We start from the raw sequence: 12,365 nt of genomic DNA, 5'->3' as shown, positions 1-12,365 counted from the left end.
GTTGAAAAGGCGCCCGTTGATACTACCCTCCCATGGGGTCGTGCGAAGGGCAGGTGAGTCCCGGGTTTTCAAATAGTTGAAAAGGCGCCCGTTGATACTACCCTCCCATGGGGTCGTTCGAAGGGCAGGTTAGTCCCGTAGGGACGGTTTGACTGTAGCCCAGGAGGAACTCCTGGGACACGGGGAAAAAACAAACGATAGTCCCGTAGGGACGATTGAAATGGAGTTCGTAAAAGAAAGTATGATGGCGCATGCCCATGCAAGCCGATTTGACCATTGGGTGTTTTCAACCAAGGGTAAAACGGCACGGGATCGAATGCGGCGAGCAATGCATAGGAAACGGAACGAGCGGCTTCAAACGTCCCTCCGGGACTTTCCCGCCACCGCCGCGAGATCCCAGGACTGGCGTCTTGGGCTATTCTCAAGGCGTCCCTCCGGGACTTCGTGTCGAACACCGTCTCATTCGACCGATTTGAAAATGTATCAACTCCAGGGACAGACGGTCCAGTCCGTCCAGGATCGGGATACACTTGAAATCGGCCGTCTAAAGCGGTTTTCGCGCAGGCGACGGACGAGCGGGACGTTGTGAATCCGGCAAAATTCACACGGAAAGTGAAATACTTTCCCTGTAGTGGATGTATCGCAGTAGGCAGTACCGAAGTACAAAGGAGGTTGCAGTAATGGCAGTTCAGGCGTATGGCGCGAAGAAGTGGTGGTTTCTGGGGCTGGCGGCGGCCATGACGATTCTGATGGCGATGGACGCGGACGCGGCGGAGCGCAAAGCCAAGCGCATTCTGCTGGCGGGTGACAGTTGGCCGTTTTTCATGTGGACGGGCGGCATGCACGGTATTTACTTTTGGCAGGGTTGCGCGGCACAGGACGGCCTCGACGAAGCCGGTTACGCGGACTGGCAGGTATGGGGCGGCGACACGGCGGTGCCGATGTCCATGGCGCGGGAATGGCGCGACAATGTTCCTCAAAGTTACAAGGGGCGCGTCGTGGGAAGGCTCGACATCCTCCGCATGGAACTGGAGAGCAATCCCAACATTGACATCGTTCACCTGAGCCTGGGCGGAAACGACGTAGGCCGGGGTTATTTCAACGACGTCATGCCGCAGCAAATCCGGTTTTTGGGCGCGCCGACGGGCGGAACCTTCGTGCTGCGCTTCAACGGCCAGCAAACGGCCCCCCTTCCCTACAATGCGACGGCGGCCCAGATTCAGTCGGCCATGGAAGCGTTGTCCACCGTGGGCGCGGGCCGGATCGAAGTGACCGGTCCCGATGGGGGACCGTACATGTGCGTGTTCGATCCCGCGCTGGTGGCGTATGTCTATAACGGCCCGGACAACAACATTTCCGTGTCAAGCTCGCTGACCGGCGGCAGCGTGGTGGTGGACGAAGCCCACCATGGATGGGAAAAGTCTTGGGGAACCGATTCGGCCTATGAAAAACTGTTTTTCCAGGCCCTTTGCGACGCCATTGAGAAGGTGATTCGCCAGGCGCTCGACGTTCGCCCCGACATTCGCGTGGCGCTATGCGATTACGATTACCTGCGGGTGGACTGGGGCGGCGCCACGGAACTCGAAACCCGGTACGCGGGCATGCGGCTCGGCATGGCGAAGTTCGAACTGACGCAGCGTCTGTCCGCAATGCCCCAATACCGCAACCGGTGCTTCTATATTGCGCCGGGCGGTCTCATGCAATACGTGTTCGGGCTGTATTCGCGGTACAAGTATTGCGCCGTGGGCGTAGGCGATGTCATGAATCCCTGCACGGACAGCGGCCCCGCGCCGGGCGCCATCCTGCTGTACGGGCCCAACGGCACTCCCGGCGCCGCGGGCACGGTTGCGCGCCCGTTGAGCAATCTCGTCAAGCACGGCATTACGCAGCCCATTCCCGGCGGCGACATTGATCCCCCGGTGGATTACTACCCGGATGATCGTCCCGATCCCAGTGTCGGCGAACCGCATACGCACGACATCAGCCCCCGCGATGCCATCCTGGCTGATATCGGCGGCGGCGACATCCATTTGAACGGGTTGGGATATAAGGCATTGATGAAATACTGTACCGAGGAATTTTACGGCGAATGGCTGGATCTGCCCAAGGCGCTGTCGTCCGTTCCCATGCCGCCCGCGCCGCCCGATCCTGATCGGGTCGCCGCAAAGGCCGGCGCCGTGCTGGCGTCGTTCCGGGTGACATTCAGCGAGGAAGTCACCGGCGTGGATGCCGCCGATTTCGTGGCGGTCACGCGCGGAGGCCGCGCCGGCGCATCGATCCTTGATGTCGAACCCGGACCGTCCGGATACCACGACACGTATGTCGTGACGATTGACTGCGGCAGCGGACGCGGCACGGTTAGCGTCGGGGTGCTGGACAATGGCACCATCAAGGATCGCGACGGCAACGGCTTGGGCGGCGACATTGACGGATCGTTTTCTGGAGGCGAATGGTACGATCCCTCGGCCTATACCCTGCCGGTTTCCGCATGGCCCGCGGCGGCGTTGCTGGTGTGTCTTGCCGCATGGGCCGCGAGGCGGCGCGGCCATTGACAACGATTCGACAGGCATCGAACCCCGGATCTCCGGCATTGCGGTTCAGGGGTCCGGGGTTTGAAGCTTGTAGACGGGGATTGGTTTCGTTTCCCGGCCCCTTTCTTCCTTCCGCGTCCGGCCTTTGCCAAGGAGTGTCGCCGTGAACGTGCTGCTTGTGGTGCCTCCCTTCAGTGCATCGCCGACGGGCCGCGGCGCGCGGATCCGCCCCGGCAAGTTGCGCCCGCTGCCTCCCTTGGGGCTCGGCTATCTCGCGGCGGTATTGGGCGAACACGGCCACGAGACGCGTTTGATTGACGCGCAGGCGCGCCAATTGAGCATTCCCGAAACGGTGGCCGAAATCATGGCCGCGGCGCCGGACGTTGTAGGCATTTCGATTTTCACGGTTTACATGGATTGCTCCTATGCTTTGGCGTCGGCGCTGCGCGTCCGCGCGCCCGGCTTGCCGATCGTCATGGGCGGTCCCCACGCCACGGCCTTTCACGAGGCCATCCTCGAAGAATGCCCCGCCGTGGACTACGTCGTGCCCGGCGAGGCCGAGCATTCGTTCGCGGCGCTGCTCGACGCCCTAGCCGGCGGCACGCCGGTGTCGGATGTCGCCGGAATCGTGTTCCGTACGGACAGTGGGCGCATTGCGGCGACGCCTCCCGCCGAATACGTCCGGGAACTCGACACGCTGCCGCATCCGGCGCGCGGCCTTTTCAAGGACAATCCATACACACCCCTGCCCAACCAGTCGCGACGCAAACCCGCCACGACCGTCATGACCTCGCGCGGTTGCCCGTGGGCCCAGTGCCGGTTTTGCTATCAGGGCGGCAAATACGGCGCGCCCTACCGCCGCCGTTCCCCGGAAAACGTCATCGAGGAACTGTGCCATCTGCGCCGTGAACTCGGTTTCCGCGAGGTGATCTTTTGGGACGACAACTTCTGCGTGAACGAAAAATGGATTGACCGGTTCTGCGATCTGCTCGACCGCGAAAAACTCGATCTGACATGGACCGTGCAGGGCCGCGTCAATACGGTCTCCCCCTCCATGCTTCAACGCATCGCCGCGTCCGGCTGCTACAATATTTTCCTTGGATTCGAGAGCGGCAACCCGGAACTCCTGGAACTGATCGACAAGGGAATCACCCTCGAACAATCGCGCAACGCCGTCGCGTGGGCCAATCAGGCCGGACTCGAAATTCGCGGCGCGTTCATGTTCGCCCTGCCGACCGAAACCCCCGAAATGGCCGAGAAGACCATTCGATTCGCCTGCGAACTCGACGTGGATTTCATGGTGTTTTCTCCGTTCCACATCCAGCGCGGCACCCCCATCGAGCAGCGCGCCCTCCAGGAAGGCCGCGTCGTCCACATCGAATCCGACGCCTTCGATTGGCATATCCCTTCCTACGTGCCCAACGCCTACAGCGGACCCGAACAGATCACGGAAATTCTGCGCGAGGCCTACCGGCGCTTCTACCTTCGCCCGCGCTACATCCGCCGCGCCCTTTGGCGCGCCCGAAACCCTGTCATTCTCCGCAACTATCTCCACGCCTTCATGCACTGGGTCGTGTTGGCGCGGCGGGGCAAAGCCGGTTGATTCCTCCCGGCGCCGTTCATGCGCAAAACCGTGCGAATGGACAGGCAATCTGTTACAGTGACGCCGTGCGAGGAGGTTTCGTGCCATGAATAAGAGCCTGCCATGGACGATTGCAGTACTGTTGACAGTGGTTTGCGCGCACGCGCAGACGCGCGAGGCGGTATTGGACGATGCGTTGTCGCGCTGGCGTTTGGGCGCGGAACCGTCGAAGGCGAAATGGCCCTTGCAACCGGTGGGCGATATCGAGTTCGGTCCGGCGGCGATTCTAAAGAAGGCCTATTTCGATGCGGGAAGGGAACTCACGGTTTCGGGCCATGCGATTACCGTGTATCTGCGCGCGCGTGATCCACGCGGACAATGGCAGTACGCCCTTTTCAGCAAGCGTGGCACGCACAGCATGGTTACATTCAACCTGTTCAGCGTGGATCTCGGCGGGTCGCCGGGGCCGGACATCGGCTTCGAGATTCATACCGATGCCGGATTTGTCATGGTTTCGTTTCCCGTGAACCAAATTGACGCGGCCGCGTGGCATGATTTCGCCGGGCGGTACGACGGCAAGTCCATCGAATTGATTTGCGACGGCCGGGTCATGGCGAAACGCGCATGGAAAGGCGGCGCGTTGACGCAGAACACGGAGCCCGTGCTGATAGGCGCCGAGACGGACAATGGGACCGTCGTCAGGCCCTTCACGGGCGAGATGGAGGAAGCGGCGCTCTGGCCGCGCGCGTTGGATTACGGGGAATTGGCGCTGGTTATGCGAAAGGACACGATCATGCCCGATGCAAATTATGTGGAACCCTACGATTCACCCATACATTACCGCCCGGCGACGGGTCGTCTCGCGGACACGATCCCGTTTTTCTGGAAGGGCGAATATCACATCTTTTATCTGCGCGCGCTCGCGAAAGTGCCTTGGGAACATATTGTTTCGACAGACCTTGTCCATTGGAAAGAACTACCCACCGCGCTCACGCCCGACGGCGCCCCGGACGGACCCGACGGCCTGCACATGTTCACCGGATCGGTCATGGAGCACGATGGGACCTTCCATATTTTCTACACCGGTTGGAATCCGGAGAACAAGGAAGGCCGCGAGAAGATCATGCATGCAACCAGTCCGGATCTGATAGCATGGACGAAACGTCCCGAACATGGTTTCTTTGCAAACGGCGATCAATACCAGAACACGGATTTTCGCGATCCGTACGTGTTCTGGAACGAACAGGACAAGATGTTCTGGATGATCGTCTGCGCACGCGACGGGAAAACGGGCAAGCCGGTGCAGGGGCGGCTCACGTCGGAGGATCTCGTTCACTGGGAACAGGTATCGCCGCTTGTGCTCGATCCGCCGCTCGGCGAGGGAACACCGGAATGTCCGGACCTGTTCATGATAGGCGACCGGTATTATCTTCTCAACAGTCCCTGCGCCGGCACGACGGATATGCGCCATGCCAAAGATATACTCGGACCCTATTGCCGCCCGGAACCGGCCAACATTGACACGCCGATCCTGTATGCCGCGAAACGCATGTTCGACGGCCGGCGGCACATCCTTACAGGCTGGATTCGCGATCTCGGCGGCGAACGCGACGGCGGCGGCTTCGAGTGGGGCGGCGATCAATCCGTCCCGCGCGAGGTATACGCCGGATCCGATGGCCGGTTGTTCTTCCGGCCCGTTCCCGAGGCCGTGGCTGTTTTCGCAAAAACCGTCAAGGAACTCGCGGATGTCCCGCCGGGGTCGCTGGAAGTCCCGGACAACTACTACCTCGAATGCGAAGCCGAACCCGTTGCGCAGGCGGAGTTTCGACTGGTCATGCGCGAGCAGGCATCCGGCGGCGGATACGCGCTCGTCCTGCGGCCCGGCACAAGCGAGGCAACCATTGCCGGCGCGACGTTTGACTATCCACGGAAAGTCCACTACGACGCGGCGAAGTCCATCCGCGTACAAGCCTTCGTGCAGGGTGCGATTATCGAGTGTTTCATCAATGATGCGTACGCTTTTAGTTGCCGCGCGTACGATTTCCGTTCCGGCAAACTCGGCATTCAGGCAAACGGCGGTCCCGTGCGGATTCGGCGTCTCGCCATCAGGATTCCATGAGGCCGATTATTTTCACGATTTGGGCAGTTACAATCCTGTCCCGGGGCATTTTCGCCGATGAAATCCTGCCGGAGCGTCCGGATTCCGATGCCATCGCCAGCGCCATCGAACAGGCGTCGCCCGGCGACGTCGTGCGTCTCGCGCCGGAAACGTACGCTGTATACGGAACGATTCGGCTGAGGTCGCGCGTGTCGCTTATGGGCGCAGGCCAGGAAAAGACCCTTCTCCGATTCGAAGGGCGGGTAAATGCCTCCCTGTTGGACTTGAGCGATTGCACGGATGTCGAAGTCCGCGATCTGACGCTGGATGGAAACAATAATCCGAATGTGCGGCAGGGCATTTCGGCCGGCAATGCCGACGGGTTGCGGATCCGCCATGTCACGATCCGGAATCTGGCCAAGGGCGAAGGATTCGGCCCGCACGGCATCCTTTTTGCCGGACAAAATCCCACGCGCGCCGGAGGCGTCACGGACAGCGAGATCGCCGATGGCCGGTTTGAACACATTGGCGTCGGCGCGGATTTCGGTTGCGCCATCCGCCTGTCGTGGGGTTCGTCCCGCAACCGCATACTGCGCAATGTCATCGAACACACCGGACGCGGCGGCATCTTTACAGACAACGGCTCGACGGACATCGTCATCCAGGGCAACACCGTCGCCGGTTCCGGCGGCGAAGGATTGGGCATCGAGGCATGGGGCGGGGGCGATCGAACCGTCATCGAGGACAACCGCATCGATCATTGGCTGAGCATTGGCGGCAGCGATTATTGCGCGGTCCGGCGCAACACGATTTCGGATACCTCGGGGCGGTATGCCTTCTGCGGTATTGAAGCCATCGGATCGCATCTTGTCATTACGGGCAATCTCGTTGACGCCGGACAGAAAATCGGCCTTTCGGTGTCGGGCGGACAGGCGAAAGAATATGTGTATTGGGCGGACAACACCGTTCGGAACTGCAACCAATGGGGTGCGCAGTTTCAGGGCGAGCAAGGCGGAATCGCATGTCACTACTTGTACCGCTGCATCTTCGAGCGCATGCCGTTGGCGCTGGGCCCCGTGTGGTATTCCGGCGATGAGGGACACGGTTTTCGCGTCAACGGTCACACACGCCATGTGATGTTCGACCGGTGTGTTTTCCGCGACAATGGGCGATGCGGCATTCAATTCGTGGGCGGGAACATGGACGCGCTTTTATTCAGAAAATGCTCCATTCTTGACAATCGCGGTCCGGCCGTCCTTCCCGCGAATCCCCATGCAACCATCGGGTGGAGGAATTGCGCCGTGCGCGGCAACGCGGACAATGGCTTGCCGTCCGGCGTATCCATTCCGCGGGAATCTTACAGGGTTTCCATCCGCGGTCCCTCCAGGGTTCGGCTTGGGGAAACCGTGTTGTTTGGGGTGCGAACCCGGATGGAAATCACGCACATTCTTTGGGATTTTGACGAGGGTGTCCCCGTTGCCGACCGCGCGCCCAGCCATGCCTTTACCGTGCCGGGCAAACACGTGATGGCCGTTGTTGTGTGGGATCGCCAAGGAAACGCCGCGCGCGCCGAAAAAACCGTGAATGTACTAAGCATGGTCCCTGGGAGTCAGTGATGCCCGTGTTGCCTTGGGAACGCTACAATAACCGCTGGTTTCTTTGGGAATCAGTTCCTTTAGATTTGACTTCTGTAAAATACAATGAAAAAATCAGGGGCAATTTGTGCAACCAATTGAAGTTCCATGATTTAGCGAATGCGGAAATCGCGCGGGTGGGGGTGGGTGCGATTACGATGGCGAGGGTATGAAAAAACCGCTTTTCTTTGAATTAGGGCGGGGAAACTTCTTTTTCGTGAAAAGAAGTTTCCCCGATCAGTCTTATTTTTGACAGCAAGGGAACGGTCTATTGATTGGAATCCGGCGGTGCGGCCTCGGCGATCGGGGCCTGGCCTTCGGGACGCGGTCCCCGGCGTGGTCGCCGTGAACCGCCGCGCCGCCCGCCGCCGCCACGCGGCCGCCGCGATCGGTTTTCGTCGCGGGACTGGTTTTTGGGTTGAATGACGACGCCGCGCGCATCCGAGGCGCCCACGCTGAAGGTGCGGACGTTAGGATCATCCTGCAAGGCCATGTGCACGATACGGCGATCCTGCGCGCTCATGGGCTTCATGCGGACTTCGCGGGAAGTCTCTTTCGCCTTGGCGGCCAATTGGCGCGCCATGTCGGCAAGGTTCTGTTTTCGGCGTTCGAGGTAATCTTCAATATCCACGACGATGCGTTCGGATTGATCCGCTTCGCTCGAGGCGATCATTCGATTGATTAGATATTGAAGCGCCTCGAGATTGTTGCCCCGGCGGCCAATCAGGAGGGCGGAGTCTTCCGACTGGATGTTAAGGCGCGCGCCGCCGTCTTCGGTGGCCGTGCCGGCAACGGTGGCCGGAAATCCCATCTTGGCGAGAATATCGCGCAACAACCCCGCGATTTCCTCGCGGCGCTCGTCCGAAATCGGCGGCAACGGCTCGCGTGCGGGAAGGGATTCCTCGGGCGCCTTGTCGGGGGTGGTGTCGGGATTCGGGCGCGGCGGTTTACGCGGCGCTTTTTCGCGACGTTGCGGGGGTTGCTGCCGGGTGGAACGCGGCGGCTTGCCGGCTGAGGGCTGCGTTTTTTTGCCGCGATCGTCATCTTTTTTGTCTTTTCCCGAACGCGGATGCATATCCCGTCCGGAACGTGGAGCGCGAGGCCCTTCCTGCGCGGCCGGTTTTTCGTCGCGTACGGGACGATCCTCGTGGGATTTGCGCTCGTCACGGTGTTCGCGTCGTTCAGGTCGGCGCGGTTCCGGTCCCGGCACTTCCGTAGTCAGGCGCACGCGGACCTCGCGCGCGCCGAAGCCGAAAATCCCCTTGCTGCCTTCGTCAAGAATCTCAATCTCGACTTCATGAAGTTCCACCCCGAGCGCATCGAGCGCTTTCTTGATGGCTTCCTGCCTTGTTTTGGCGCTAGATTCGACGGATCTCATTCTGTTCCTTTCTTCCGATCCGGGCTTTCGGCATCACGGGCCGGCCCGGTGTTGCGGCCGCGCACATTCGATTGTCAGCGATTTTTGCCGTCGGCGTTTTCGCCCCTCGCCGGTTTGCGCTTTTTCTCCTGCTTCATTTCCTTCGCCAATTGGCGCTTCTTCGCTTGGGCGGCGGTATAGAAATGCTGTTTCTTCGGCGCGGCCTTCCTGGTTTTCAATTCGACTTCGCCCACATGGGTAAATTTCTGCTGGACCATGCCCAGCACGGTGCTGGTGAAAATGTACAAATTCAGCCCGGAGGCCATGTTGTAACAGATGAACGTGAAGAACACCGGCATGATGTTCATGATGATCTTCTGCTGCGGATTCTGCATTGCGCCGCCGACCGGCATCATTTTCTGGTTGAGCAGCATCGAGGCGCCCATCAGGAACGGCAGCAGGTTGAAATGCTCGAAGATGCCTATCAGCGGCACATTGTGCAGCGCCGCGATATGGAACATGCGATCCGGCTGCGAGAGATCCGTAATCCATCCAAAAAAAGGCGCCCCCCGCAGTTCATAGGCGCACCACAGCATCCGGTACAGCGCGATGAACACCGGCATCTGCAGGAACATCGGCAGGCAGCCCCCCACCGGATTCACGCCGCGCTCCCGGTAGAGTTCCATCATCTTTTTGTTGAGTTCCTGCGGATCGTCGCCGTATTTCGACTTGAGTTCCTCCATTTCCGGACCGAGCATCTGCATCTTTTTCATGCTTTTCATGCTCTTGAGCGTCAGGGGGTACATGGCCAAGCGGACGAGAATGGTCAGCACGATAATCGCCACCCCGTAATTGGGAATGACCGCATAGGACCAGTTCATGATTTTCAGGAGCAGTTTGGCGAACTTGTCCATGAAATCCCAAGTCGGACTGAAGAACCGCAACACGCCGGGAAGCGTGTCCCAGCCCTGCGCCAACATCCGCTGTTCGCTCGGTCCAAGGTACGCAAGCACGGCATGGGATTGGACGCCGTTCGGCGGGGTTTCGAAACGCGGAACGGAGTAGCCAACGCGGAATCGTTTCGGGTCGCCGGTCGCCTCAGCGATTGCCCCCTCGAATTCCGGCTTGAACGCCACGATGAAATAGGCGCTTTTAATGGCAATCCATTCGGAATCATGCACCACTTTACGGAAGGGGCCCGAACCGTCCGGCGTCATGTTTGCCGTGGGAAGTTCCGACACGCGTCCGTCCAGCCGCCATACAAACGCCTGTTTCACCCCCATTTCCTCGTCGCCGGAACTGACGTTGGGGCCCCAATTCAGGAAATAGGCGGGCGTCTGGTCCATGCCGATTACCTGTGGAGCCGGTTCGAGGTTTTGATACTCGATCTGCGCGCGCAGCAAATGTTTCGCGCCCTCGAACGAAAAGCGCTTGCGGATGACCGCCTTGCCGGGGATCGTCAGGATGAAAGCAACGGCTTTGCCCGACGGGTCCGGCTCGGCCTCGAAGCGCCGCCGATCCAATTCCTCGCCAAGGCCCGGATCGGAAAAACGCAGGCCGAACGGATAGACCGCCTCGGTATCCGGCGTGTCGGGATCCTCCGGCACCAACTGCACCGAGTCGCGCCCGCCCTTGCCAAGGATGATTTTCGCTTTCTTGAGGCGCGCGCCGATGCGCGTGAACGTCAGTTCCAAGTATTCGTCGGCCAGATGGATTTCTTCCGCGGCGGGATCGGCAATTTCGGGAATTTCGGGGAGGCCCGGCCACAGATCCTTGGCCGGTTCAGCGGTTTTTTTTTCTTTTGCGGGGCTTTCGGCAGGTTCTTGCCGCTGGGTTTGCGCGGATTGTGGGGTCGCCGTGGGTTTGCGTTCTTGGGGCGGCGGCACAAACCACTTGAACCACGCCACGAACAAAAGCGTCATCAGGACGACCGCAATCAGTTGATTGCGCATCATCTCTTTATCGCGATTCTCATCCAATCTCCGAAACTCCCGGGAAACCGGATGAACCTGTCGTGCTACCCGAGACGGCGCCGCTCCGGTACCGGATCGAAACCTCCGCTGCAGAACGGCTGGCACCGTAAAAGGCGCCACAGGGCCAAACCCATGCCAACGATGACGCCGCGCATGCGTATCGCGTCTATGGCGTACTGCGAACAGGTCGGGGTGAAGCGGCAGTTGTTGCCGAGATACGGAGACACGCACTGCTGGTACAGGCGAATCATGGCGACGAGGAGTTTACCCACGCAGCACGTCTCCTTTTCGCAGAAGCCGGCAAAGCGCCTCGGCGCATTCGCCGTATCGCATGCGGGCCGCGGCCTGCCGTGCCACCACCACCAAGTGGATGTCATCGGCGAGGTTCGGACGATGCAGGCGATATGCTTCCCGGATGTAGCGTTTCAGGCGGTTGCGCACCACCGCGCCGCCGACCCGCCGCGAAACGACACATCCCAGCTTCCGTCCCTGACCTGTCTGCCGGACCACGTAGCAAACGAACGCGCCACATACCAGTTTCTCCCCTTGTTGGAATGCGCGCTCGAATTCGGCGCTTTGGAGAATGCGTTCGCTTCGTGGAAACGTGTAGTCGCCCGGCACAACAGGCTCATCTTGTCCTATGTTGGCCTGCCCACTGGCTTGCGCCAGGCAGGCGTGCTTATGCCGACAAGCGCTTGCGGCCCTTTTGCCGCCGGCGCCGGATTACATTGCGCCCGCCGACCGTCGCCATGCGCGACAAGAAACCGTGGTCGCGTTTGCGCTTGAGGTTGGACGGTTGAAAAGTCCTTTTCACAACTCTCTCCTTGAACTAACAGCCCGTGTGCCCGTGTGCGCCGGTTTCGCCGCGCAGGAAGCCGGACTGCATTCGTTTTCTCGTCGTGGAATCACAAGAGACTCTGCAAACAGGAAAAGTGTAGCATTTCCCGGAATGGGGTTTCAACATTGCTGTCCAAAAGAATTGTAAAAAACCACAAAACCGCAAGGAGCCACGTTTTACCTTTTTATTCCGTTCATCGGTTCGATATCTGCGACTATCTGCGTCATCTGCGGAAAATCACATGATCCACAGATGACGCAGATATACGCAGATGGAAAACAGGGCTCGGATATCCGGGCCAAGCGATTCCGAACTCAAATCCGCATGTCAGAGCGGCCCAAAATACGATTGA

At 60.0% G+C, this 12,365-nt stretch carries 9 protein-coding genes; 4 read left to right on the top strand and 5 right to left on the bottom strand.

Annotated features, from left to right (window positions below):
- Window positions 1-680 precede the first annotated feature (680 nt).
- The 4 genes from P5540_19240 to P5540_19225 all read left to right on the top strand — a co-directional run bounded on the left by P5540_19240 (window position 681) and on the right by P5540_19225 (window position 7,827).
- Window positions 681-2,552, top strand: coding sequence for a hypothetical protein (locus P5540_19240; protein ID HRT66949.1), 1,872 nt, complete (start codon window positions 681-683; stop codon window positions 2,550-2,552).
- A gap of 142 nt (window positions 2,553-2,694) precedes the next feature.
- Window positions 2,695-4,134, top strand: coding sequence for a radical SAM protein (locus P5540_19235; GenBank protein HRT66948.1), 1,440 nt, complete (start codon window positions 2,695-2,697; stop codon window positions 4,132-4,134).
- Between the two features lie 85 nt (window positions 4,135-4,219).
- Window positions 4,220-6,232, top strand: coding sequence for a family 43 glycosylhydrolase (locus tag P5540_19230; GenBank protein ID HRT66947.1), 2,013 nt, complete (start codon window positions 4,220-4,222; stop codon window positions 6,230-6,232).
- Window positions 6,229-7,827 (top strand): right-handed parallel beta-helix repeat-containing protein, encoded by a 1,599-nt coding sequence (locus P5540_19225; GenBank protein HRT66946.1) that lies wholly within the window; start codon window positions 6,229-6,231, stop codon window positions 7,825-7,827. The genes P5540_19230 and P5540_19225 overlap by 4 nt, the downstream gene beginning before the upstream one ends.
- A gap of 286 nt (window positions 7,828-8,113) precedes the next feature.
- On the opposite strand, the gene jag is transcribed toward P5540_19225, so the two are convergent.
- From jag to rpmH, 5 genes are all read right to left on the bottom strand, one after another.
- Window positions 8,114-9,223 (bottom strand): RNA-binding cell elongation regulator Jag/EloR, encoded by a 1,110-nt coding sequence (gene jag / locus P5540_19220; GenBank protein HRT66945.1) that lies wholly within the window; start codon window positions 9,221-9,223, stop codon window positions 8,114-8,116.
- 74 nt (window positions 9,224-9,297) lie between these two features.
- Entirely contained in the window at window positions 9,298-11,181 is a 1,884-nt protein-coding gene (yidC, locus tag P5540_19215; protein ID HRT66944.1) for a membrane protein insertase YidC, read from the bottom strand.
- A 38-nt stretch (window positions 11,182-11,219) separates the two neighbouring features.
- Window positions 11,220-11,426: a membrane protein insertion efficiency factor YidD gene (yidD, locus tag P5540_19210; GenBank protein HRT66943.1), complete on the bottom strand. Its 207-nt coding sequence runs from the start codon at window positions 11,424-11,426 to the stop codon at window positions 11,220-11,222.
- A gap of 13 nt (window positions 11,427-11,439) precedes the next feature.
- Window positions 11,440-11,796 carry a ribonuclease P protein component gene (gene rnpA / locus P5540_19205; protein HRT66942.1) on the bottom strand — a complete coding sequence of 119 codons (357 nt, stop codon included), beginning with the start codon at window positions 11,794-11,796 and terminating at the stop codon, window positions 11,440-11,442.
- A gap of 58 nt (window positions 11,797-11,854) precedes the next feature.
- On the bottom strand, window positions 11,855-11,989 hold the full coding sequence (rpmH, locus tag P5540_19200; protein ID HRT66941.1) for a 50S ribosomal protein L34: 135 nt from the start codon (window positions 11,987-11,989) through the stop codon (window positions 11,855-11,857).
- Window positions 11,990-12,365: the final 376 nt, after the last annotated feature.

It is taken from the genome of Candidatus Hydrogenedentota bacterium (genome assembly GCA_035450225.1).
GTDB lineage: Bacteria > Hydrogenedentota > Hydrogenedentia > Hydrogenedentales > SLHB01 > DSVR01.
Note: the sequence above shows the minus strand (reverse complement) of the source record. Positions and strands in the feature narration are given on the sequence as shown.